The 24849-nt window shown below is 44.8% G+C and carries 24 protein-coding genes and 1 tRNA gene; 23 read left to right on the top strand and 2 right to left on the bottom strand.

Annotated features, from left to right (window positions below):
• From B3L97_RS08570 to B3L97_RS08535, 8 genes are all read left to right on the top strand, one after another.
• Positions 1-1122, top strand: a 1122-nt coding sequence (locus B3L97_RS08570; RefSeq protein ID WP_286934831.1) for a LysM peptidoglycan-binding domain-containing protein, incomplete at its 5' end; no start/stop codon positions are given.
• Between the two features lie 112 nt (positions 1123-1234).
• The gene (locus B3L97_RS08565) at positions 1235-2836 is read left to right on the top strand and encodes a CTP synthase (protein WP_024821785.1); all 1602 of its coding nucleotides are present in this window, start codon (positions 1235-1237) and stop codon (positions 2834-2836) included.
• Between the two features lie 33 nt (positions 2837-2869).
• Entirely contained in the window at positions 2870-3985 is a 1116-nt protein-coding gene (locus tag B3L97_RS08560; RefSeq protein ID WP_051461094.1) for a hypothetical protein, read from the top strand.
• A gap of 58 nt (positions 3986-4043) precedes the next feature.
• Positions 4044-4478 (top strand): hypothetical protein, encoded by a 435-nt coding sequence (locus B3L97_RS08555; protein WP_024821787.1) that lies wholly within the window; start codon positions 4044-4046, stop codon positions 4476-4478.
• 25 nt (positions 4479-4503) lie between these two features.
• Positions 4504-5676, top strand: coding sequence for a hypothetical protein (locus B3L97_RS08550; protein WP_286934830.1), 1173 nt, complete (start codon positions 4504-4506; stop codon positions 5674-5676).
• Entirely contained in the window at positions 5654-6211 is a 558-nt protein-coding gene (locus B3L97_RS08545; RefSeq protein WP_024821789.1) for a hypothetical protein, read from the top strand. The genes B3L97_RS08550 and B3L97_RS08545 overlap by 23 nt, the downstream gene beginning before the upstream one ends.
• Positions 6199-7875 carry an LPS-assembly protein LptD gene (locus B3L97_RS08540; protein WP_024821790.1) on the top strand — a complete coding sequence of 559 codons (1677 nt, stop codon included), beginning with the start codon at positions 6199-6201 and terminating at the stop codon, positions 7873-7875. Before B3L97_RS08545 ends, B3L97_RS08540 begins: the two co-directional genes overlap by 13 nt.
• Positions 7876-7926: 51 nt before the next feature.
• Complete coding sequence (locus B3L97_RS08535; protein ID WP_051461095.1) at positions 7927-8883, top strand: D-alanine--D-alanine ligase family protein; 957 nt, start codon at positions 7927-7929, stop codon at positions 8881-8883.
• A 26-nt stretch (positions 8884-8909) separates the two neighbouring features.
• Here B3L97_RS08535 and greA read toward each other — a convergent pair whose 3' ends face one another.
• Positions 8910-9371 (bottom strand): transcription elongation factor GreA, encoded by a 462-nt coding sequence (gene greA / locus B3L97_RS08530; RefSeq protein WP_051461124.1) that lies wholly within the window; start codon positions 9369-9371, stop codon positions 8910-8912.
• Positions 9372-9551: 180 nt separating this feature from the next.
• Here greA and B3L97_RS08525 point away from each other — a divergent pair, with 180 nt between their 5' ends.
• From B3L97_RS08525 to B3L97_RS08455, 15 genes are all read left to right on the top strand, one after another.
• The gene (locus B3L97_RS08525; protein WP_024821793.1) at positions 9552-11291 is read left to right on the top strand and encodes a ribonuclease J; all 1740 of its coding nucleotides are present in this window, start codon (positions 9552-9554) and stop codon (positions 11289-11291) included.
• Positions 11281-12084 (top strand): undecaprenyl-diphosphate phosphatase, encoded by an 804-nt coding sequence (locus B3L97_RS08520; protein ID WP_024821794.1) that lies wholly within the window; start codon positions 11281-11283, stop codon positions 12082-12084. Before B3L97_RS08525 ends, B3L97_RS08520 begins: the two co-directional genes overlap by 11 nt.
• Positions 12085-12090: 6 nt before the next feature.
• Positions 12091-12339, top strand: coding sequence for a hypothetical protein (locus B3L97_RS08515; RefSeq protein WP_024821795.1), 249 nt, complete (start codon positions 12091-12093; stop codon positions 12337-12339).
• Positions 12324-12929, top strand: coding sequence for a Maf family protein (locus B3L97_RS08510; protein ID WP_024821796.1), 606 nt, complete (start codon positions 12324-12326; stop codon positions 12927-12929). Before B3L97_RS08515 ends, B3L97_RS08510 begins: the two co-directional genes overlap by 16 nt.
• Positions 12926-14845, top strand: a complete 1920-nt coding sequence (locus B3L97_RS08505; RefSeq protein ID WP_286934829.1) for a DUF5693 family protein — start codon at positions 12926-12928, stop codon at positions 14843-14845. Before B3L97_RS08510 ends, B3L97_RS08505 begins: the two co-directional genes overlap by 4 nt.
• Positions 14842-15861, top strand: a complete 1020-nt coding sequence (gene csaB, locus B3L97_RS08500; protein ID WP_286934828.1) for a polysaccharide pyruvyl transferase CsaB — start codon at positions 14842-14844, stop codon at positions 15859-15861. The genes B3L97_RS08505 and csaB overlap by 4 nt, the downstream gene beginning before the upstream one ends.
• Positions 15845-16687, top strand: a complete 843-nt coding sequence (locus B3L97_RS08495) for a transketolase (protein ID WP_286934827.1) — start codon at positions 15845-15847, stop codon at positions 16685-16687. Before csaB ends, B3L97_RS08495 begins: the two co-directional genes overlap by 17 nt.
• Complete coding sequence (locus B3L97_RS08490) at positions 16684-17637, top strand: transketolase family protein (RefSeq protein WP_286934826.1); 954 nt, start codon at positions 16684-16686, stop codon at positions 17635-17637. Before B3L97_RS08495 ends, B3L97_RS08490 begins: the two co-directional genes overlap by 4 nt.
• 2 nt (positions 17638-17639) lie before the next feature.
• A complete protein-coding gene (locus B3L97_RS08485) occupies positions 17640-18335 on the top strand; it encodes a cell division ATP-binding protein FtsE (protein WP_024821801.1) in 696 nt (231 codons plus the stop codon).
• Positions 18322-19206, top strand: a complete 885-nt coding sequence (locus B3L97_RS08480) for a cell division protein FtsX (protein WP_286934825.1) — start codon at positions 18322-18324, stop codon at positions 19204-19206. Before B3L97_RS08485 ends, B3L97_RS08480 begins: the two co-directional genes overlap by 14 nt.
• 99 nt (positions 19207-19305) lie before the next feature.
• Positions 19306-20532: a murein hydrolase activator EnvC family protein gene (locus tag B3L97_RS08475; RefSeq protein WP_286847325.1), complete on the top strand. Its 1227-nt coding sequence runs from the start codon at positions 19306-19308 to the stop codon at positions 20530-20532.
• A gap of 39 nt (positions 20533-20571) precedes the next feature.
• Entirely contained in the window at positions 20572-21780 is a 1209-nt protein-coding gene (locus tag B3L97_RS08470; protein ID WP_024821804.1) for a S41 family peptidase, read from the top strand.
• Between the two features lie 13 nt (positions 21781-21793).
• Positions 21794-22693 (top strand): divergent polysaccharide deacetylase family protein, encoded by a 900-nt coding sequence (locus B3L97_RS08465; protein WP_286847329.1) that lies wholly within the window; start codon positions 21794-21796, stop codon positions 22691-22693.
• A 13-nt stretch (positions 22694-22706) separates the two neighbouring features.
• Entirely contained in the window at positions 22707-23993 is a 1287-nt protein-coding gene (locus B3L97_RS08460; protein WP_286934824.1) for an adenylosuccinate synthase, read from the top strand.
• An 18-nt stretch (positions 23994-24011) separates the two neighbouring features.
• On the top strand, positions 24012-24461 hold the full coding sequence (locus B3L97_RS08455) for a GNAT family N-acetyltransferase (RefSeq protein ID WP_286847334.1): 450 nt from the start codon (positions 24012-24014) through the stop codon (positions 24459-24461).
• Between the two features lie 217 nt (positions 24462-24678).
• Here the strand turns inward: B3L97_RS08455 and B3L97_RS08450 are convergent.
• A tRNA-Val gene (locus B3L97_RS08450) sits at positions 24679-24753 on the bottom strand.
• Positions 24754-24849: the final 96 nt, after the last annotated feature.

The following is a 24849-nucleotide window of genomic DNA, read 5'->3' as shown; positions in this document are numbered from 1 at the left end:
ATTGTGCTTATGGCAGGCGAAGGGGAGAGTACAGATGTTGCAGAAACTGACTCTTCTGGGCAGGACCAAAGTGAGTCTGGAGAAGAAGGAGACTCGGAATCCACTCTTCTTTCTGAAGTAAAGCCCCAATGGGAAGAATATACAGTAAAATCAGGAGAAACTCTCGGAGATATCGCCAGCCGTTATAATGTGTCGGCTGACGAGATAGCCCGTGCTAATGAGTTAAAAAATCCTAATAAATTGACATTAAATCAGCAGCTTCTTATTCCTGTTTCCAGTGAAGCCGTAGATGTTGTCTTGGAGGAAGTACGAACTCGAAAGGCTAGAGTAGCTGCCAAACGAGAGAAAGTGAAACCTCTTGATGTTACAAAGTATAAAGTAGCGAATGGCGATAGCCTTTGGTCTATTTCAAACACCTTCAGTCTCGAAATTGATACTCTTTTCGGAAGCAATGATTTGAAAGACCCTAATGTTTTAAAACCTGGAATAGAACTTCGTATCCCTAATCAGGATGGTATTTTCTATACGGTGAAAAAAGGCGATACTCTTGGCGGTATTGTTAAAAAATTTCAAATATCGAAAGAGAAAACTTTAGAAGTTAATGGGAATATGGATTTAAACAGTTTGAAGGCAGGGGAGGAAATATTCCTTCCGGAAGCCCGTCCTGAAGTTTCAGTTCTTAACGCTGATAACGGAGGAAGTAAATCTTCTTCTAAATCTGGTGGCGCAACATACTCTCGCTCTTTCCGCTGGCCTGTAGTTGGTCGCATTAATAGCCCTTTTGGTTGGCGTCGGCATCCAGTGACGAGAAGGAAAAGTTTCCATACTGGTATCGATATTAAAGCTTCCCGTGGATACCGTATTCGGGCGGCCAAAGAGGGACATGTAGTTTATTCCGGCTGGATGGGTGGATATGGGCGGGTTGTGGTATTGAGCCATGGAGGCGGGTATTCGACTTTATATGCACATTGTTCTAAATTGGCTGTACGTAATGGGCAAAAAATATCCCAGGGGCAGGTTATAGCTTATGTAGGTGCTACAGGGAGAGCTACAGGTCCGCATCTCCACTTCGAAGTACGTATGAACAATAGGCCTATAAACCCTTTGAAGGTTCTTCGATAGGCGTATGGCCCCATGACATGGGAGTATTATTTCGTTAAACTGGACCAGGGAGTTTTTTGAGGCCCTGGTCCATCTTTTTTGATATTTCTATTCCTGGATGGAGGATCAATCCATGACAAAGTTTATTTTTGTTACGGGCGGAGTAGTTTCTTCTCTTGGGAAAGGCATTACAGCAGCGTCGCTGGGTGTGCTTCTCAAGAAAAGAGGTTTTAGAGTCTCAATTATCAAGCTAGACCCTTATCTGAATGTGGATGCGGGAACAATGAATCCCTTTCAGCATGGGGAAGTTTTTGTGACAAATGACGGAGCTGAAACAGATTTAGACCTGGGGCATTATGAGCGTTTTATTGACGAGTCTCTTTCCGCTGATAACAACGTGACTACGGGGAAAATCTATTCTACTGTCATATCGAAAGAACGCCATGGCTGTTATCTCGGCGGAACGGTTCAGGTTATTCCCCACATTACGAATGAGATTCAGGAACGTATTCTCAAAGCTGCTGACGATAATGATATTGTCATAGCAGAGATAGGTGGAACAGTAGGAGACATAGAGGGTCAGCCGTTCCTTGAGGCTATTCGTCAGATGGCTACGCGTGTAGGGAGAGAAAATGTACTATATTGTCATGTAACCCTTGTGCCTTATTTGGAAGCAGCCAGAGAGCTAAAAACAAAACCGACGCAACATAGTGTGCAGGAATTACGGAGAATAGGCATTCTTCCCGATATCATCGTCTGTCGTTCCCACTATACTATATGTGATGAGATGAAAGAGAAAATAGCCCTCTTCTGCAATGTGCCGAAGGAAGCTGTAATAGAAGCTCTTGATGAACCTACAATTTATAAAGTTCCTTTAAGCTTGTACGATCAGCATTTCGATACATTAGTGATGGATCGTTTATCTGTAAAAAGCGAGGTAGAGCCAGATCTTGAAGACTGGCGAAAAGTTGTTCAGAGTTTTTGCAATCCTGATGGCGAAGTAGAGATAGCTATGGTTGGAAAATATATAAACCATAAAGATGCTTATTTGAGCGTTGTAGAGGCGTTGAACCATGCAGGAGTTTATCACAAAGTACGAATTCGTATCCGCTCAGTGGAAGCTGAAGCTATAGAGGAACAGGGAGCTGAAAAAGTGCTTGCGGGTGTCCATGGTGTCCTGGTACCAGGGGGATTTGGGGCTCGAGGCCTTGAGGGAAAAATAGAAGCAGCTCGTTATGCTCGAGAGAAAAAAATACCTTATTTGGGACTTTGTTTAGGTATGCAGGTAGCGGTGATTGATTTTGCTCGGCATGTATGTGGCATTTCAGATGCCAATACGGCGGAAGTGCAGGAAGATGGCAAAAACCTTATTATACACTTAATGGAAGAGCAGCGCGATGTGGCTGATTTAGGTGGAACTATGAGGTTGGGGGCGTATCCTTGCGCTCTCGTTCCTGGAACGAAATCTTTTGAAGCTTACCATGAAGAAGTTGTTTATGAGAGGCATCGCCATCGCTACGAGTTTAACAACGAATATCGCGATCTCGTAGAGAAGGCAGGGCTTAAAGTAGCGGGAGTGTACAAGAAAAAAGACTTAGTAGAGATCGTGGAAATATCAGATCATCCGTGGTTTATCGCAGTTCAGTTCCATCCAGAGTTTCGGTCACGGCCGGTAAAACCACATCCGCTTTTTGTTGGTTTTATACAGGCTGCGGTAAATATGGTGGAAAAGTAGCGTACCGACAATGGTGTAAAAGGAGGGAACACTATGAGGAAGTTGCAGAAGATATCAGCGTCGCTTATAGTTTTGACAGTGCTCTTTCTTGGGGCTTGGAGTATGCCTCTGGGGGCTCAGGAAGACGAAAGTTCTTCTACTTTGCAGACGCTCAATCATGTTGAAGATATCCTCTACGGGCGAGAAAAATCTGGTGGCTTGATTGAACGTCTAAGCAATATTGAAAAAGATCTTTTCGGACGAGAGCTCCCTGGAAGTATTGCCGAACGACAGACAGCTATTCTGGATTTCATCGAAAAGGGAACTTCCGGTCAACCTTCCATGCTTTTTAAATTAGGAATTGCTGAATGGGCTGTTTCTCAACGGATTGATGGGTATGGTCCTGTAACTCGCAGAGTCGATTCGCTTGAATCTATGCTCGAAGGGACAGCTCACCCAGATAAACCAGTTGCCATGCGGTTAGAGAGAATATTAGGTCTTATTCTTTCCGAACAGGTTCAATGGCAGGATGCGGAGATACCAGCAGCGCGGGTTATGAAGGTAAAGTTTACGAAAACCCTTACCCCGAGCGGCGTAAAAGCCGGTGATCCCGTGGATTTAGAGTTAGCAGAAGATCTTGTTTCAGAGGCCCTTCTTCTAGCTCCGGCAGGAAGTCGTGTTATTGCTCATGTCCAGTCAGTTACAAAGCCTCGAAGTTTTGGGCGTCCGGCAGAGATAAAAATAGGTGTCGATACTTTAAAGCCTTTGGGACCGGAAGCCGTTCCAGTAGCTATAGGCGAGGAGTCTAAAAAGGCTGCGAAAGCAGAAAATGCTCAGATAGCAGCTGCTGGTACGAGCTTTATTGGTGCCATTCTGTTTGGTCCTGTAGGGTTGGCAGGTGGTTTTCTAGTTCGTGGAGATGCTAAAGAAATTCCTGCGGGAACAGAGCTTTTTATAGAGACAGCAGAGACTGCTCGGGTGTCGGCCTACGCTGTTCCTGCTGGTTTACAGGGGATGCTTCGAGGGGCAGGTGCAACTCAAAGTGGAGAGAATGCAGCAGAAGCCAGCAGTGATAACGCACCAAACACAGGCGCTAAAAGCACTTCTGCCGATACGATAAATACAGATACGACGGAAACAACGGACGATACTTTAACACCTATTAATTAACATCATCATGTAAATTTGGAATAGTCTTTTGCAACGAGTAGAGAAGGAGTGGTTTTTCATGAAAGGAGCAAAAAAAAGAATAGCAGTTTTGGTGATGGCTCTCGTCTTTTCTTTAGGAGGCATTGCTTGGGCTGTTAATCTAGGGGATATTGTAGGAGTGGTGGGTGGCGGTTTCTTGGTCACTCAAGTAGCAGGGCCTCTTAATGATTTTATTAACAAGGTTACGTTCAATAAAGGAGCGAAAGTAGAGGGACATACGAAAGTCGTTCCTATTGTTTCTTTAGGTACAGGTACGCGTATTGGGGCAGCTCAGGTAGCTGGACCCCGAGGAGAAGCTATACAAAAAACAAAAGCGGTGGCTCAATTGGAAGTTACGTTCAGAGACCGTCTTCGAGTAAAAGTACTCATACCTATCGACTCAGAAAACCCTATTAAACAATTTAAGCGGGTTCAGGGAGTTGGCGTTTCTGCTATTATTGATTTTAGGCTTTAGAGAAAAGGAGGCTCGCGGCATTGCGATGAAACGACGGTGTACGTTGTTTTGCCTGGTGTTTTGGGGAGTGTTTTGTCTCGTCTCTCCTTCCTGGGGTCTGGAACCTTTGGCGCGAGCTACAGATATTTTGGAAAAGTGGACAGTTTCCCATTGGGGAAGAGATTGTCTGGTTTGGATTGTTCACTATCCTGAAGAGTTAGTGGAGCCTTGGGTCGATGCGGAATCGACCCGGGCTGCTTTATCTCCTGGAGAAAGAGATGCGTATAAAAAAGCATTTATGGAACAACTTCGTATAGGAGAATCGGAGCCATTCCTAATTACTTTTTATTCTTTTGGTGCTCGTTCTTTATCTCTCAGCCCTTTTTCGGAGAATGTTTCCCTTGTGTTACGTGATGGAAGCCGAGTGAAGCCCACATCTTACGAGAGAAAATTTGATGAACCCATTAGCGGAGTAGTACAGGGTCTCGTCTTTTTCCCATATCAAAATGCCTCTTCTTTTTCTGTAGCGATAAAAGGACTGGGAATAGAAGATGAAAAGATGTTTAATTTTGCAGGAGCTTCTTCTAATGACAGACAACAGGAAGTAGCTACTGTTCCAGGACAGAGCAATAGAAAAAAAGATCAAATTGTATTGGACCTTCCTCCGATAGAAGAAAGCTCCAAAGAAAAAGAAGTGTTAGAGCGTGAAAAAACGAAAGCAAAGCGGGCAGAAAAGCAGGAAAATGAAAGTGCTTTTGTTGAAGCGAGCGAGGCCGAAATGCCTGTCCCCCTTCCTCCAGTAGCTCCTGCCGTGCCTCCGACAGCGAAAGTGGATCTCTCAGGGTTAAAACCCATATCTGTTCCAGAAAAGGGGGACGAGAGGGAGGAATCTCAAAAGGCAACTGCCTCTACTCCTTCAGACAAGGAAAGTCGCGAGGAAGTGTTAGAAAGATTTTTGTCCTATTGGAAACGTGGGGACTATGATGCTATGTACACCTTTCTTTCTCCGTCATCGAAAAAGCTGTGGGGGCAGAAAGCTTTTCAAGAGGATGTAGAGAAGGCAAATATGCGGGTGCCATTGAATGAAAGTTATGTTGTAGAGTGGGAAGGGAATAGAGCTCGAGTTTCAGCAGTGCAAAAAATGTTATTTGTCCGCACGTTACGTAAGGTGACCATAAAAATGGTGGAGGAAGACCATGGCTGGCATGTTCAGTGGTAAGTTTAAAATTCCTCTTTTAATTATAGGAGTTGCTCTTTTATTTGCGTTCTATCTTTGGTCGGCTTGGCAAGACCTTCATCTTGATCCGGACGCAGTAAAAAAAGCGGTGAAGGAAGGGCCAGCGATTGTAGTAGAGAGCCTTTCTGTAGAAAAAGAGATTTCTGGAGGTCTTTGGGCTATTCACGCAGAGCGCACAGAACGTAAATCTGGTCAGATTAAGGCTTCACAGATTACAATGGAAGGCGTTTCCTCTGATGGGAAGCAGTGGGATGTGAAAGCTCCTTCAGGGACCTTTGAAGAGTCTTCTTCTGGAGGTGTTTTGTATGAGCCAAAAGGGGTTACCAAGGGGCAGGATTTTACTGTAGATTGGAAAGCGCCAGAAGCCATTTGGAACAGCACAAATGCTGAATGGACGTTCCCAAAAGGAATCTATGCTGAGCATGATAAAGGGACCCTTGCAGGGGCATTTGGCCGTATTACAGAAGAAGGGATTTTTTACGTGGAGAAGGGAGCCACCTTAACGTGGAAAGAATAGGGGAGAAATTTTTCCTCCGTTTTTTTATGGTATTTATGGTGTTGCTTTTTTTGCAGAATCCTTTAAGGGCGGAAGAAGCGAAAGAAGTGACCTTGGAAGCAGAGGTTGTAGCCTATGACGAAAGGGGCACTGTAGCCACAGCAAAGGGGAGTGCCGTCCTTAACTACGGTATTATCCGTATTTATTCTGACTATATGGAGTACGATGTAGCAACTCAGGAAGCCTTGGCCGAAGCGCTGCCAGGGAAGAGTGTTACTATTTTTTATGGTGCTAATAAGCTTTCCGGGCAACGTCTTGTCTACCATCTTGAGACAGAGGAAGGTGTCCTCGATGGTGCAAAGGGCGAAATGCCAGCAGGACAAGGGACCCTCTTTGTGCGAGGGAAGCAGCTTGATTTTGCTCCAGTAGAGAGAGCTGCTCAAAAAGGTTGGATTAGCCAAAAATCGGCGAAAAGAATAAAAGAGAAGACCACTATAGGAAAGTGGCGCAATACGAGTTTAACTACGTGTCCTCAAGAACATCCCCACTATAATGTAACAACTAAGAAACTTACTATCATTCCAGGGAAGAGCATCGTCGCCAAAAATCCCAAGGTTTATATAGGTGGTTCTTATTTATTTACCTACCCCTTTGATTATGTAGTTGCCCTGAATAAGGAAAAAGGTTTTCTTGACTCCGAACTGATGCCCACGATTCTTTATACTTCAGATAAAGGATTTGGAGCTGGATACAGCGGGCCTATCGTATGGGACGATGGAGGGGCCCGTTTGGGCTTTATGATGTGGTCTAAGAAGGGGTTGGAAGGCAGTGTTTCTGCTTCTCAAAATCTTCAGAATATAGGATTGACAGGCGTAACCCTGTTTGGAAATCTAGAATATTCTTGGGAAGAAACGACAGACCAGGAAGCTTTCCGTCCATCTTGGGGGTTCCGCGGTGAGTGGAATGGATGGAGGGCGAGGCTTTGGTGGTCTCAGCGTGAGGCGCTTGATATAGAGAAGGGCGGCGGTGAGAGTTATAAAAACTTACTCTATCGCGACCCCGAATTTACTTTTTCCAGTCCTTCGTGGCCTCTTATGTCGTGGATGAACACGAGATGGAGCGTGGCTGGTTCTTTTGGAAGCTACGAAGAGCGACGAGGTCGTAAAGCCTATGAGTCTGACAGAATGGGACTTGGCATCACTCTCTCCGGAATTGGAAATCCCGCTCCCATTCGCCCCTTTTGGGCTTCGAGTTATTGGCATTTTCGATATGATGGTGGCGATGACGAGCAGAAGATTTTATGGCTGTCTGTAGGGGCTGGATATAAACTTGGACCTATCGATGCCAGAACGGCCTATCGGCGGCGATGGGTAGACGGACATTCTCCTATGGTGTGGGATCGATATAGTGATTTAGAAGAATTTTATCAGCAATTTGCTTTCCCTGTAGGAAAAGATATTTCATTGGCTGTTCGTAGCGCTTACAACGTTAAAACTACCGAATGGTTTGAACGTGCTTATATCTTAACGTACGATCCTAGGTGCTGTTTACAATGGCAGCTTATCTATAGAGATGATTTAAAAGAAGATGACGATTGGGTAAGTGTGCGTCTTGTCATTAACGCTTTCCCCGATAAACCTTTGGCCTTTGGAGATAAAAAACTTTCCAGTCCTTTTCCCTTTTAATGTAAAAGAAGGGAAAGGGCAGACAACGAGCTATGAAACGAGGATGACGACGTGGATAAAAAGATGGTAGTAGCTGTTTTATATGGTGGAGATGGACCAGAAAAAGAGGTTTCTCTGAAAAGCGGAGAAGCTGTAAGCAAGGGGTTAGAGGAGTGTGGATATAAAGTAGTACCTTTTAAGGTCCACTCCCTGGCAGATGTTTTTCAGCTTCGCAACGTTCAGGGGCTCGCTTCTGTTTTTGTTGCCCTCCATGGAGGTTGGGGAGAAGATGGGAGAGTTCAAGCAGCTCTTGAAGCCATGAATTTTCCCTATACAGGGCCGGGGCCTTTGGCGTGCTCTCTTTCTATGGACAAAGCAGCAGCTAAGGGGCTTTTGAACCTTTACGGCATTCCAACCCCCGCTGGACTGCTGGTTTTGAAAAATTCTTCTTTTTCTATAGAAGAGAGCCGTCATTTTATAGCTACTCACAAAATGGCTATTCTCAAACCTTGTAATGGAGGAAGCACTATTGGTGTATCTGTAGTCAAGGATGCGTCTTCGCTTGAGCAAGCTTTTGAAGAGGCATGGAGATATGATGATCGTGCTGTTTTGGAAGAGTTTATTTCAGGAGTTGATGTAACAGTTGCAGTGTGGGAAAGAAAAGGAAGTCCTGAAGCTCTGCCGGCGGTAATGATTCGTCCTAAACAGGGTTTTTACGATTATGACTCGAAATATACGCCAGGAATGACGGAATATATTACCCCAGCCCCCTACGAGCCGAAAGTATCAGAACATCTTGCTCATTTGGCATGTCAGGCTTTTCAGGTTTTAGGATGTGAGGGGTACGCTAGAGTTGATTTCCGTGTAGAGGAAGACGGAACCCCATGGGTGCTGGAAGTGAATACTGTGCCAGGGATGACAAGTACAAGCCTTGTTCCCAAGGCGGCAGCTGCTGCGGGGTACGATTTCCCTCTCTTTCTCTCAGAACTGGTTCAATTGTCTTTTGAAAAGAAAAGCGCCTGCAAATAATGAGCAGGCGCATGTCTTTTTTACTATTAAGGCATAAGAGCGATACTAACTATTTTTAGATTCCTGATACCTCGGGGGACTTTAACGTGAACTTCGTCTCCTATGGATTTGCCGAGAAGAGATTTTCCGACGGGGCTTGAGGATGAGATGTGGCTTAGCTTTGGATCTGCTTCTTCTGATCCCACGATAGTATAGGTGAACACTTTTTTGTTGGTTGTGTCTTCTATCGTTACAGTTGTTCCAAGAGTAACCCGGCTTGTGTCTACATCTGAGGCGTCAATAACCTTGGCCTTGCTCAACTGAAACTCAAGCCATGAAATGCGGGCTTCCAACTTAGCTTGCTCATCTTTTGCAGCAGCATACTCTGCGTTTTCGCTTAAGTCACCAAATGCCCTGGCTTCCTCTAGCTGTCGGGATATTTCTGCTCGCCCGTTGCTTCTAAGATCGACTAACTCAGCGGTAAGTTTTTCGTACCCGCTTCGTGTCATTACTGGTGCTAAATCAATACTTGAATGATTCAATGATTCCTACCTCCTTTAGAGGGGCTTTCTCTACAGTAACAACGAATTGTACCAAAAAAATATTGAAGAAGCAATGAGGATTGGGATACATAGCGGTGGCGAGAGAGCTGCGTTATAATGCATTTTTGTATTACTGGAGGTGGATACATGCCTGAAAAACCTTTAAAGCGAACCAGGCGTCGCCCAAGAAAATCTAATGCTGTAAAAAAATTAAAGTTCTTTGCCCTAGGTGGTCTAGGGGAAATCGGGAAAAATATGTATGTATTTGAATTTGGGGAAGATATTATTGTAGTAGACAGCGGACTTATGTTCCCCGACGAAGAAATGTTAGGCATAGATTTTGTTATTCCTGATATTTCATATTTAGTGGAAAATCGCCAGCGAATTCGTGGCATTCTCCTTACTCATGGACACGAAGACCATATAGGGGCTCTTCCTTTTGTGTTACCTAAACTCGATGTGCCCGTATATGGAACTCGGCTGACCTTAGGGTTGGTTCAAAATAAGCTAAAAGAAACAGTCCCCGATTACAACGGAAATTTTGTAGAGATTAAGGCTGGGAATGAAGTTCAACTAGGAGTTTTTTCTATTCGTTTTGTTGCTGTTTGTCATTCCATTCCCGACGCGGTGGGGCTGGTGATATCTACGCCCCTCGGACTTATTGTGCATACAGGCGATTTCAAACTGGATCCTACCCCAATAGACGGACGGTTAACCGATTACGCTGCTTTTGCAGAGGCTGGCCGTGATGGGGTGCTTCTTATGCTCTCTGATTCTACAAATGCGGAAAGAAAGGGATTTACCCCGTCGGAATTCCTTATAGGGGGGACCCTTGATCGTATTTTCCGCCTTCATAGAAATAAACGCATTGTCATAGCAACTTTTGCAAGTAACTTGCATCGTGTACAACAGGTTGTAGATGCTGCAGGACGTTTTAACCGTAAGGTTGCCTTTGTGGGGAGGAGCATGGTTACTAATGTGGAATTGGCGCGAGACTTAAACTATCTTTCAGCCGATGACAAAATGTTGATTCCTGCAACTGATGTTTATAAATACGCCCCTAACCAGGTCGTAGTCATGACGACAGGAAGTCAAGGCGAACCGTTTTCTGGGCTTGTTCTTATGAGCAAGGGGGAGCATCGACAGATCCAGCTGGGGGAAAAGGATGTAGTGGCAATTTTTGCCAGCCCTATCCCTGGGAATGAAAAGTTGGTTAGCAATACTATCAATCGATTGTTTGCTTGCGGATGCGATGTTATTTATGAGGGTGAAAAAGAAATACATGTGTCTGGGCATGCGGCACGAGATGAGCTGCGCCTCATGTTAAATCTTGTAAAGCCGCGTTATTTTGTGCCAGTCCATGGTGAGTATCGACACCTAGTTCGTCATGCTCAACTGGCGCAGGAGATAGGGGTTCCCACTAAAAATACCTTTGTAATGCAAAATGGCGACGTTCTTTTAGTGACGGACAAAAGAGCTCAGGTGAAGGGGCGTATCCCATCTGGTCGCATTATGGTAGATGGTGTGGCTATGGGGGAGCTGGAAGGCAGCATTATGAAAGAGCGCCATGAGCTGGCAGAAGATGGCCTTGTGGTTATTTCCGTTGTAGTCGATGGAGGCTTACATCTCGTATCTGAGCCTCGTATCGAAAGTCGCGGATTCATTCATATGGAGGATGCGTCTACTTTACATGAAGAGCTTCTCTCCACAGTCAAGAGAGTGTTCGACCATTTTGCTCAAAAGAAAAAAGAAGTGGAAGTTACGATGTTGGCTCTCCGTATGAAGAGCCGTGTAAAAGATGTGATACGGCGTCGGTATGCAAATGCAAAGCCTATGATTTTACCCATTATTACAAAGATCGAGGGGACGGAAATTCATGAAAGCTGAAACGTTAATTCTTGGCATCGTACAAGGCCTTGCAGAGTTTCTTCCAATTAGTAGTTCCGGACATTTAGCTTTGTTACAGAATCTATGGGGCATCGCAGAGGATAGCCTTACCTATGATGTGCTGCTCCATTTTAGTACGATGATAGCTACGGTCGTCTTCTTTTCGAGAGATATCTACTCTTTGGCAATAGAGTGGTTTAAGGGGCTGTTTTCCCCGTCTGGTCGAGAAACAGAAGGGTGGCGCCTTGGATGGGCCGTTATTTGCGGGACTATCGTTACAGGAGCTATTGGATTCCCTCTCAAGCCGGTGGTAGAGAGATGGATGGTATCTCCTGCTCTTATTGGATGCGCCCTTTTAATAACATCGTTACTCTTATGGTATGCTTCTTCTTTGCCTCAGAGATCAAATAAACTTTCGTTACTGTCTGGAATTGTTATTGGGGTAGCGCAAGGATTGGCAGTTATACCTGGAATTTCCCGATCAGGGGCGACAATTGTAACAGGTCTGAAAAGAGGTCTCTCACCAGAAGAAGCTTTTCGTTTCTCCTTCCTTCTCTCTTTGCCAGCTATTCTAGGAGCCACATTGCTTCAAGTGATGGACCTCGTGAGAGCAGGCGGTTTTGTTGATAGTTTGCCTGATTTTTGGTATGGCGGTATTATTGCAGCTTTTGTGACGGGATATGGAGCTTTAGTATGGTTTAGAAAGATGGTGACCCTCGGACGCTGGCGGATCTTTGCGTTGTATTGTCTTGTTCCCGCCGGAATAAGCTTAGTGATGAGTATATGGAGGTAGAGAATAGTGGCCTTAGGACGAAGTGGAAATGTACGCTGGTGGATGTTGATAATTTGCATAATAATTGGGACTCTGTTGGGGTTTTATTTGCAGAAATTTACTCTGACAGCTCCTTATTTCCGCAATATAATCTCCATAGGTTTTGATCTCCACGATGTACGGCTTGCTATTATGGATTTTGGTTTGAAGTTTTATCTTCATTGCAATGTTGGAACTTTGATCGGAGGTATTGTAGGACTGTGGATCGCTCGGTAAAACAATTAGTTCTGGCCTCAGCTAGCCCCAGACGGCGGGAACTTTTAGCTTCTCTAGGCTGGCCGTTTAAAGTTGTAGTATCTGATGTTGACGAAGCGCCTCTGGGTGATGAAAAGCCCGAGGCTATGGCTCGTCGTCTTGCAACTCTAAAAGCCCAATCAGTTGCCAGCCAGTTCCCTCATAGTTATGTTATAGGATCTGATACGGTGGTAGCTATAGATGGGCGTGTTTTAGGAAAGCCAGTCGACCAGGAAGAATCTCTCAAAATGCTTTGTCTTCTCAACGGCCGAACCCATCGTGTTTATTCTGGGGTAGCTCTTTGTTATGATCAAAAGACTCTATCTGACGTGGAATGTACAGAAGTTACGTTTAGATCTATGAAAGAAGAAGATCTTCAGAACTATGCAAAGAGCGGCGAGGGGCTCGATAAAGCTGGTTCTTATGCAATACAGGGAAGAGGGGCTCTTCTCGTTCGTTCAATTTGCGGATGCTATTACAATGTAGTGGGACTTCCTCTTTTCCGTTTAAGCTGTCTTCTTGAAGAGGCTGGTTTCCCTCTGACAATGCAATGGAGGCTGAGCGAGAAATGAGTTTTTCAAAAAGAACTTTTACAGCATTTATGTTAGTTGTAGCTTTTATCCTCTCTATTGTGGCCCTTACGCCTCGATGGAAAGTAGAGAAAGAAAATCGAAACAGCGGCATTATTTTGGAATATCGAGATGTCCTTTCTTTGGCTTCTAAAGGTCGCCAGACCCCGGAGGCAGTTTTTAATCGCTTAACTAATGCGGGAGTGTCTGGCTTAATAGTGGCGGAAATGACAGGTAAAGATCTGTCTGCAGGACTTGTTCCTCTTTATTACGGAACAGTGGCGGATCTCCCTGACTCTTTAGGAGAGGGACTGGATGAGCCGTATGGTTCGGCAACTATTTGGCTTGCTAAAGGTATGAAGGGGATAGAGTGGTACGATACGGCCCTTCAAACTCGTTTCCCAGATAGCCGACGATATCAGAAAGAAAATGGCATTCTTTATGTTCTCCCTCATACTATAGACGAGTTGCTGGAGACTGGTGTTGTGCCTGATTTTGCGGGACTCCTCTTTGCTCTCTCCGCAGGGATTCCTGTTATGTACCGCGTAGCGCCGGTTGCTGTGAGTGATACTGAAAACGAGATGGCTTTGCTTGAGGCTCTTCTCGATGATTTCCCTTCGGTAATTCGTTGTGTATCTCCTTCGGGTCTTTTTGCTGCTGGATATCCAGATATGCGTCCTTTAGCGAATGTATTGAAGGAGGCAGGGATTCCTGTGGCTATGGTGGAGTTTTCTCGGCAACTTGGGGCCCAACAGTTAAACTGGCTCCTGTATCCGGATCTTTTACCTCTCCATAGCGTAACAACAGAAGAGATGATCAGCAGGAATATTTCTCGATACACGCTGTATGAACGGATGGTTCGGGCAGCTAAAGAGCGGGGGGTTCGATTGCTTCTCATGAGGCCGACCCTCTATGAAGCTTCTTCCGATCCATTAGGCGATTTTGAGAAAGAAGTACAAAGCCTCTCTCAGGGGCTTTCCGAGCGGGGGATAGTTGTCCAATGGCCGGAAACATTTTCAGGTTGGAAGATGTCGTTTCTAGGAGCCGTTGGATGTGCTTTGATATTCCTTCTTCTTGTCGCTCGTTTAGCAGATCGTTTTCTCTTGCTAAACCTCTCTTTCTTAGGTAGTGTGCAGAGCGTTGCTTTTATAGTTATCGGGGCCTTTCTTGGCGTAGGGATGTGGAAAATATCCTTTGCTGCACGCTTGGTAGGTGCCTTAACTGCTGTCTTTTTAGCTGTGGAAGCTACTCTTATTGCTTTGGAAGAATGGAAGAAGCCCCTTCGCGGGATATTGGGAGGATTTATCGTTGCTGTTATAGGAGGTCTTGCTTTAGCGGCTCTTTTCAGTTTCCCTGTCTTTATGCTGCGGTTACGGGCCTTTTCTGGAGTGAAGGCTACTCTTTTTTTGCCGCCTCTCATTGTCTTGCTCTATGATTTAAGAAGAAGAGTGCATCCCGAATCTTTAGGACAAGTACTGGCAAGGCCTCCTCTATGGGGCGAGCTCTTCTTAATAGGTGTTTTGCTTGTAGGGGCAGCAGTGACCCTTTTGCGAAGTGGAAATGCTCAATTTGTTCCTGGGTGGGAAGTGACATTGCGAGACACTCTTGAGCGTCTTCTTGTAGCTCGCCCAAGAAACAAGGAGCTCTTTGCTGGGTATCCAGCCCTTTTGTTCTGGTATTATTTTAAACGTCGTAATTTATGGGAGCGATATCGGGAGATTTTCAGACTCGGGGCTACCTTGGCTTTTTGTTCCCTTGTAAACAGTTTTTGTCATTTCCATACGCCACTTTATTTTATTTTATGGCGTCAATTTAATGGATGGTGGACTGGCATTCTCCTTGGGGCTATTTTACTTGCGCTCTTTCATTGGGTGTGCATCCCCTTCTGGAAGCGTTGGCGAGGAGTGATTATGGATTGAGTCGGCAATACGCTGTAGCATTAGCTGGATATTATGGATTTGGGAACCTTGGAGACGAGCTTTTAGCTGCGTCTATGGTTGCTCATCTCGAAAATATAGGCATTGCTAGAGAGCGTATCGTTGTTCTATCGGCAGATCCAGAGAATACCTCTGCTACGCTTTGTGTTCCGTCTGTAAATCGTTGGGATATTTTAGATGTTTTTAATGTGTTTCGTAAAAGTTATTCCTTGGTTTTTGGAGGGGGAGGGCTATTCCAGGATTCCACAAGCCTTCGTTCCTGTTTTTATTATTGGGGCCTTCTGAAGTTAGCTCGGTTAGCAAAATGTCGAACAGGAGTTTTTGCCCAATCTATAGGCCCTTTCCGTACGCGAGTTGGACAATGGCTGGCTCATAATGCCATAGCCGGGTGTTCTATGCGTACTGTTCGTGATAAGAGATCCTTAGAGATTCTTCAAGACTGGAGGCTTACTGCTCAACTTGTTCCTGATCCTGTTATGGGGCTTTCAGTGTCTTTTGAGAGAGAAAAAACTGATGCTTTGCTCGTCAATATCCGCCCATGGCCTGGGCTTTTACCAGAAAAGACAGCTCAGGTTGCCGCTCGCTGGGCAGCAGAGAATAATCTTCCAGTGATAGGCGTGGCTTTGGCGCCTGAGGACTTGAACGTAATAAACTCTTTTGTTTCGCGAGGAATATTGTCGTGTAAAGAAGTGCATTTAGTACGTTCATGGCAAGATGTGCAGAAGGTTTGGAGCCTTGGTAATATAGCTATAGGTATGCGTCTCCATTTCTGTATGTTGTCGCTTCTTTTCGGTTGCTCTACTTTAGCTGTTCCTTATGACCCTAAAGTGGAAGCTTTTGCTTCTCAATGGGGAATGGCTATTTTTAATGGAGAAGACATCCCTTCTTTTCCATGGCCTGTTGTGGATCGTCATTCTGTTGAAGCAGCGACAAAAGAGAGTTGTCAATCAGTAGAAAAAGCTTGGGAGGAGTTGAAGCGTAGTGCCAGTTCTATCTGAACATGAAGAGACTTTGCTCAAAGAAGCTGCTGCTTCTATCCGTAAAGATGTGGTGCGTATGATAGGAGTCGCCCGTTCCGGTCATCTGGCATCTTCTCTTTCTATAGTTGAGATTATGGCGTGGTTATACTGGCATATCCTTAATGTGAAACCAGAAGATCCTATGTGGGCGGAAAGAGATCGTCTGGTTTTGAGTAAAGGGCATGGATGTCCTGCTCTTTATGCGGCTTTGGCGAATCGTGGTTTCTTTGACCGCGAGGAATTATGGAATTATAGACGGTTAGGAACTATGTTGCAGGGTCATCCTTTAGTAAACCGAACGCCAGGGATTGATGCATCCAGTGGATCTCTTGGCATGGGGCTCGGAGTAGCTAATGGAATAGCTCTTGGGTTGAGAATGAGAGGTCTGGATAGCCGAGTTTTTTGCATTACAGGCGATGGGGAATTGCAAGAAGGAGCCATATGGGAGTCAGCCATGACCTCAACTCATTATAAACTCAGTCAGCTTACAGTTATTGTAGACCGAAATAATACCCAGATGGAAGGCTCTGTAGATCAGATAATGTCTATTGAACCTCTGAAAGACAAGTTCATTGCTTTTGGTTGGCAGGTAGCAGAGGCTGACGGTCATGATTTTCAAAGTCTGGAAAGAGCCTTCGTAAAGAAAAATGCAGAAAAGCCCTTGGCTATTATTGCACGGACTGTTATAGGTAAGGGGGTTTCTTTTCTAGAAGGACAAAGATATAAAGCCTCTATGGTTCTGACTCGAGATCTAGTAGATAAAGCTCTGAGAGAATTAGATTCAGGAGGGGCTCTCTTGCTATGAATAATATAACAATGAAAAGCACGCGCGATGCCTATGGGGAAGCTTTAATCGAACTCAATACTGTATATAATGATCTTGTAGTTGTGGATGGGGATGTAGGGTCGTCCACACGAAGTGCTTCTTTTAAAAAAGCAAACCCAAAACGATATGTGGATGTGGGGATTGCAGAGCAGGATATGGTCCTTACGGCAGCAGGTCTTGCGTTGGCTGGTTTTAGAGTATATGTCTCATCTCTTGCTTCTTTTTTGGTAGGGCGAGCTTACGACGAGATACGAGAGACTATTGCTATCCCGGGACTGCCTGTAAAACTTATTGCTACTCATAGCGGAGTTACCGTTGGAGAAGATGGGGCTACTCATCAAATGCTTGAGGATATAGCACTTATGAGGGTATTGCCTGGTTTAGGAGTTCTTGCTCCTGCGGATTTTTATTCGGCTCGGGCTATCATTAAGATGGCGGCAGAGGTTAAACGCCCTATATATATTCGTTTAGGGCGTTCAAAGTTACCGTTGCTGTATAAGGAAGATGACGTGGATTTTTCGTTGGGTGGCGGTAGGGTTTTAAAAGAGGGGACTGAAGTAACCATCTGTGCTTGTGGTATTATGGTGCACGAAGCTCTTAAAGCCGCGCGCATTTTGGCCCAACAGGACCTTTGCGCAGAAGTCATAGATTGTTACAGCATCAGTCCCTTACCTGCTCAACAGATTCTAGAATCTATACATCGTACTGGTTGCTGTGTAGTGGCGGAAGAACATCTGGCTCATGGTGGATTGGGTGAGGCTATAGCTGGACTTGTGTGTCGCAGCTACCCTGTTCCTGTAAAGTTTGTAGCTGTAGATGACAAATTCGGACAGAGTGGGACGTCCGAAGAGCTACAGGAATATTATAGCCTTACGTCAAGTCAGATTGTCAGTGCAGCCGTGCAGGTGTGGACGATGCGCAGGAGGTAGCAATGGATATACGCCTGGCAGGAGTCTCTAAATACTTTCATCCCGACATTGTAGCCTTGGAAGATGCTTATCTTTCCATAGCACAAGGGGAGTTTGTCTACTTTGTAGGAACTACTGGCTCGGGGAAAACAACGCTAATGCGTCTCATTACCCGCGAGCTTATCCCAAGTAGAGGACAGATCACAGTAGGGGATAAGAACTTGCGAAAAATTCGCAACTCTCAGCTCCCTTATTTCCGGAGAAATATAGGGGTAGTCTTTCAAGATTTCAAACTCCTTCCTAATTTGACGGCATGGGAGAATGTTGCTTTTGTGCTCGAATCTATGGGTATGCCTTCCCGTATGGTAAAAGGTCGTACCGATGAAGTTATAGATCAGGTGGGGTTGTGGAGACGACGTTTTCTGTACCCCCCTCAGCTTTCAGGGGGAGAACAGCAACGGGTAGCTATTGCACGTGCCATGGCTAATTCGCCCTCTATTTTTATAGCTGACGAGCCGACTGGAAATCTCGATTTACATACGGCGGAAGACATTATGCGCCTCCTTCTATCTCTGAATGCTGCAGGAGCCACTGTTATTATGGCTACCCACGATCAATATCTGGTAGATGCCTATCGACAGAGGGTTATAGAGCTCCATGAGGGCAGGATAGTTCGAGACGAAGAAAAAGGAGGGTATCTCATCGATGGCGAGCTTTAAATATACCTTACGTGATACCTTCAGGTTGATTTTCCGCCATTGGGGATTGAGCCTTCTTACTCTTATTACCGCTTCTGCTGTCATATATCTCCTCGGCATGTCCAGCCTTTTCTCTCTTAATGTAAGGGCCATGGTTTCCCGTGTTGAAAGCGAACTCGTTGTTCAGGCGTACTTAAAAGATGACAGTAAAATCCAGGAAACGGTGAATCAGATAAAAAAAATCCCTTATGCAGCTCATGTGGTTTCTGTGTCTCCTGACGAGGCGCTAGAAAGATTGCGAGCCAAACTAGGCACTAAGGCGCGAGCTGTTACGTTGCTTGGCGAAAACCCTCTCCCTTGGAGTATAGAGATCAAGGTTAAACGAGCGGGGGATGTGGCTCCTTTGGTAAGGGAGATCACGTCTATGCCAGAAGTGGATGAGCTTGTTTATGCTGGGAAACTGGCTGAAAAACTTTCTCGGATTTCTTTTTTAGTTTCGAAAATTTCCGTTGTCGTTCTGGGATTGGCTCTTGTTATTAGTGCTTTAGTGGTTTATAACACCATTCGTATATCTTTATATTCTCGAAAAGAAGAAATACAAGTGATGCTTTTAGTAGGAGCCACGAGAACCTATATTTCTCTTCCATTTGTGTTACAGGGGATGATTCTTGGTTCTATGGGAGCCTTGCTGGCAGTGCTTGCTGTCGCTGGTTCCTATTTTTCTGCTCAGGAGGCAATATTGACAACCCTTCCCTTTATCCACCTGGTTTCTAACCATGATTTTTTGTTGCGTTTTTATCTCCTGCTCGTCGGGATTGGAACAACTCTTGGGTGGATTTGCAGTTGGTTTGCAGTCAGTCGTTTCGTTCGGGAGGCTGGGAAACCTCTTTAGTCTGGAGGGATTAGAAGCTTCGACAGGGGGTGCGATTACAGCTGGTTGCTTGGCAGGGAAACCCCTTTAAATGGAGAGATCGGAAGGGAGGATGTACAATTGAGGAGCTTCACAAAAAGGTGCTTATTAGGTATCCTTCTAGCGGTTTCCTGTTTTTTCTCCTTCCCTTCTTTGTGTGCATGGTCGGCTCCAGATGTTGCGGAGTTAGACCAGCAGATTGCGGCCGAAGAGAATCGCATAAAAATAATAGAGCGTCAAACAGCTCACTATGAGCAGCTTATTAAAAAAACTGGGCAAAGGGAACAAGGGGTTTTATCTCAAATTACCCAGTATGACCAGCAAAAACAGAAAGCTGAACGAGAAATAAAGCTTTTGGAACTCAAACAAGCCAGGGCTCAGAACAGAATTAAGGAATTACAAGGAAATATTAAAAAGACTGATGCCCAAATAGAGGAAATAAAAGGGTATCTTAGGGATCGTTTTGTCGCTATTTATAAATATGGTGGCATGGCAGAGCTAGACCTTCTCCTCACTGCTTCTACGGCACATGAAGCAATGGCCACGTCCTTGTTACTAGGGAAAATAGCTCGTGAAGATGAGCGCATGGTTGACTCTCTTTCGGAGAGTAGAGAGAAACTGGAAGCTGCGAAAAAAGAATTAGAAGAACAGAGAGCTCTTTTAGTAGCCCAGGAAAAGAAACTCCGGTCTGAGCGAGAAAAGTACAAGGCAGAAATAAAAAAACGGAACGACCTGTTAGCTTCATTACGAAAAGAAAAGGCTCTTCATGAAAAAGCTGCTCGGGAATTGCAACAAGCTCAGGAAGAGATAGGGAACACCATTAAAAATCTTATGAGAAAGAAACAGGAAATTATTGCTCGTGAAAGAGAAAATCGAGATAAAAATAAATCTCATTTTGGCAATATAACGTACATGCCCTCAGGAGGGCGGTTAGGATGGCCGGTACGAGGAGAGATTTCTCAATCTTTTGGGAAACGAGTACATCCTGTTTTTAAAACTACGAGTATGCATACAGGTATAGATATTCGAGCTTCAGGAGGGACCCCGGTCCAAGCAGCTGGGCCAGGAGAGATTTTGTATGTAGGGTGGCTTAGGGGATATGGACAGGTTGTTATTATCGATCATGGAAACTTACTCAGCACTGTCTATGCACATCTTGCTAATGCGACAGTAGAAGAGGGACAAGGGGTTTCTCGTGGTCAGGTGATAGGGCATGTAGGAAATACTGGCGTTACTACAGGGTATCATCTTCATTTTGAAGTACGAGTTAACGGAGATGCGCGGGATCCTATGCGTTATTTGCGGTAAAAAAGACATGGCGAAGGGAAAAGGAGCACAGGTTTGAGCATGTGGAAAAAATCAAGGGGCGTTCTGTTTGGGCTAATACTAGGAGTTGTTTTAACAGGTGCATTTCTGGGGGCTGGTGGTGCCTCAGAAATAGAGGATATTGTTCGTTTTGTCCCATTTAAATTGGAGAACCTGTGGCTCATGAAGCAGGCAAGGGCCATTATAGAAACCTATCAGGTGGATAGCGGAGAGAAACCTGTGGAAGAGACGAAGCTCGTCTATGGGGCCATGAAAGGTTTTGTACAAGCGTATGGAGATCCATATACTCGTTTTGTCGACCCAGAAGAACTCAAAGAAGAAGAAATAGAAATGGAAGGCGAGTATGGTGGATTGGGTATCTATCTAGGTCACAGAGACGGTAAAACTCTTGTTATCAGCCCTATAGAGGGAACACCAGCTGATCGTGTCGGTCTTAAGCCTGGAGATGAGATCGTTAAAATTGGCGATGAAGTGATTATAGGTTGGGAATCACAGCAGGTTGTTAAAAAATTGAGAGGACCGGCGGGAACGTCAGTAACTATTTGGGTACGCCGAGATAAAGAAGATAAACTTTTGCGCTTCGATATTCAAAGAGAGAATATAAAGCTTTTTTCTGTTCGTTCTGAAATGATCGATAAAGATACAGGCTATATCCGTATCTCTCAGTTCAAGCAGAAAACTGGAGAGGAAGTAAAAAACGCCATTATTGATCTAGAGCAGAAGGGCGCAAAGGGACTTATAGTGGATTTGCGCAATAATGGCGGAGGCCTTTTAAGTGCGGCTGTCGATGTGAGTGACCTCTTCTTGGATGGAGGGCTCGTAGTCAGCATGGAAGGGCGGGTAGATCGTGCGAATGACAAACTTTATGCAAAGCCGGGGCAACAAACAACCCTTCCCCTCGTAGTGTTGATAAATGAGGGGAGTGCCAGTGCCTCCGAAATTGTGGCTGGAGCCTTAATGGATCGGCAAAGAGCTATTCTCGTAGGGAAAAAGAGTTTTGGAAAGGGATCAGTGCAAACGCTCTTTAATCTCTCAGATGGGTCTGGTCTCTACGTGACTATCGCTAGATATCATACTCCATCGGGTGTTACTATAGATCATGTAGGATTAACTCCGCAACTTACTGTGGAGGGGGAGTATAACCCTGATCGTAAAAAAGATCCTCAGTTAAAACGAGCTATAGAAGAGCTTGCTAAAATTGAAAAAGGAACATCTTCTTTTTTGAAATGATTTGGAGGCCAGTATGACTAAAAAGAGAGTAAAGAGGAGGCCCAAGGGGCTCTTCTTACTCCTGTTCGGTGGGATAGCGTTGAGTGTTGCTATTTTAGCGATGGTGGGGAGGAGCACTCCACAACAGGAACATGTGGAGGTTTCTCGAGAGCCATACCCTGAAATAGTCTGTGAGGAACAAAAGGATCGAAGTACTCCTCCCCACCATACAACTCAACCTGAACCTGAGCCCCAAGCTGAGTCGTGCCCCCTTTTAGCCATTGTCATTGATGACTTTGGTTATTCTTACTCTTTAGCTCAAAAAGTAGCTGCTATTGATTTGCCTGTAACATGGGCTATAATTCCCTACCGGCCCCATAGTCAGGAGACAGTGAAGCTTGCTGTATCCAAAGGGGTTCCTTATCTTGTACACATGCCTATGGAAGCTATTATAGATAAGGGGAAAGGGGATTTTCTCATAGGAGTGTCTATGTCGGCTCCTGCGGTTAAAAAGGCAGTGCAGGATGTTTTCCAAGCTTTCCCTGAAGCTGTGGGGATGAATAACCATAGAGGATCTAAAGCTACTAGTGACCCACATGTTATGGAAGCTGTAATGGAAGCCTTAGTGCCTTTAGGAAAAGTCTTTATAGATAGTCGAACATCAGCGGCGTCTGTTGCATATAAGACTGCTTTAAAATTTCAGGTTCCAACAGCCTACAACTCGGTTTTTCTCGATCATGAAAAAGATATAAGGTTTATGAGAGAGCAGTTCAATCGAGCAGTAACTATAGCGAAACGAAGGGGATGGGTTGTGGCTATTTGTCATAATAGACCTGATACTATCCCTTTTTTACAAGAGCTTCACGATTCTGAAATAAACGATGTAAAATTTGTGACCGTTCCAGAGTTACTTGGTGTTCAAACGGCACGATGAGGAGGCCTTGAAAGTGAAAGGACGAGTAGAGATTATTATAGGAGCCCAATGGGGGGACGAAGGGAAAGGAAGAGTGGTAGATGCCCTTGGGAATCGGGTTGAAGTTTTTGCCCGATATCAAGGTGGTGCCAACGCTGGGCATACAGTTATAGTTGAGGGAGAGAAATATGTCTTCCATCTCTTGCCTTCCGGAATGCTTTATCCCTGTAAGCTTTGTGCCATAGGAAACGGCGTGGTTGTTGATCCAGAACAGCTTCTACAGGAGCTTTTCACTCTCCAGGAGCAAGGAAAAGACAGGGCTCGACTTATTATTAGCGGGTCTGCTCATGTTGTTATGCCTTATCATAAAATTCTCGATAAAGCTGAGGAACAGTTCCGTGGAAAAGGTAAAAAAATTGGTACCACAGGTAGGGGTATCGGCCCTTGTTATGTAGATAAATTTAATAGATGTGGTATTCGTATAGAAGATCTTCTAGACGCTGATGTTCTTCGAGACAAGCTCTCTTTCAACCTTGATGCTAAAAACCTCTTGCTAACGAAAGTTTATGGAACTGAACCAGTAGCTTTTGATGAAGTCTATAGCAAAGCTTTAGCGTGGGGGCAGAGTTTAGCTCCTTATGTAGCAGATGTCTCTTTAGCTCTGCATGAAGCTATTACATCGGGGAAGGGTGTTTTGCTGGAAGGGGCTCAGGGAACCCTTCTGGATGTGGATCATGGGACGTATCCTTTTGTAACGAGCTCCTCTCCTATTGCTGCTGGCGGATGTGTAGGTCTTGGTGTTGGACCGTCAGATGTGGACCGAGTTATTGGGGTAGTAAAAGCTTATTGTACTCGAGTTGGAGAAGGCCCCTTTACTACGGAAGATTTAGGTAATGAAGGGACTCGGCTGAGAGAGCGAGGAGGAGAGTTTGGTGCTACTACCGGACGCCCGAGACGATGTGGTTGGCTCGATATGGTAGCACTGAGATATGCAGCAAGAGTCAATGGCATGGGAGCTATAGCTTTAACGAAGCTTGATGTTCTTACAGGATTCGACAAAATTAAAGTCTGCACAGAGTATGAGATAGAAGGTAAAAAATACGAACATTTCATGACCAATACCGCGTTACTTGAGAAGGCTGAACCAGTGTACACTCTCATGGATGGCTGGAAAGAAGATATTTCTAAGTGCAGGTCTTTTGATGAACTTCCTGTGGCTGCCCAGAAATACGTAGAGTATATAGAGAAAGAGGCTCAGGTTCCAGTGCAGCTTATAGGAGTAGGTCCTGACAGAGATCAGACAATAATTAGGGGGTTGTAAGCGCTGTCCACACTTCTCGTGGATATACATTTTTGCTCCGTTAATGATTGTGATGAAATATATGAGCTTGAAAGAAAAAAAGGTGGACCTTTTTGGCCTCAAAATATAATATATGAAGATCTTTCCAGCGGGCTGTCTGTATATATGGCAGCTCGCTGGAAAAATCTTATGGTTGCGTTTCTTGTCCTCTCGCGGGAAAAGAATTTTTTTGTACTTACCAACCTCTATGTGGCTACCTCTTTCCGGCGAAAGGGAATAGCTTCTCAGCTTATTCTTTCATCTGGCGAGTTTTGTGTTCATGAAGGATATAATTGTTTAAGACTTCATGTTCGAGAAGATAATGGACCAGCACGTAGACTCTATGAAAATTTAGGTTTTTCCCTTATAGGAACAATAAAAAATTATTACGAAGATACGGGCACAGCTTTCTATATGGAAAAACGCCTGCCATTTCTCACCTCGTCTTAAAAAGTTATAGTTTTCTTATGAGGAAAGATTAGAGTTATAATTTTAATATGAATTATGGAGGGTCCCTTGGTGACGTTATTCATAAAAATGCCCTCTTTTTTTACATTCAAGAGAGCAAATGCCAGCCTTTAGGCTATGAAAAAAGAGCGTTTTATGACTCCTTCCCAATAACAAAAAGGCTTTCAGGGAAGAGCCCTGAAAGCCAGTAACCATCATATGGTGGGCGACACAGGGTTCGAACCTGTGACCTCTTCCGTGTGAAGGAAGCGCTCTTCCACTGAGCTAGTCACCCATAACAAGGGGTATTATAGCTTCCCCAAAGAATTATTTCAACCCTGTGAAATTCCTTTTCTAATGTGTAATGTGTGTTGTATAATATTTTACACAG

This window comes from Aminobacterium sp. UBA4834, from assembly GCF_002400205.1.
GTDB lineage: Bacteria > Synergistota > Synergistia > Synergistales > Aminobacteriaceae > Aminobacterium > Aminobacterium mobile.
The sequence above is the reverse complement of the archived record's forward strand: the minus strand, read 5'-3'. Positions and strand labels throughout refer to the sequence as shown.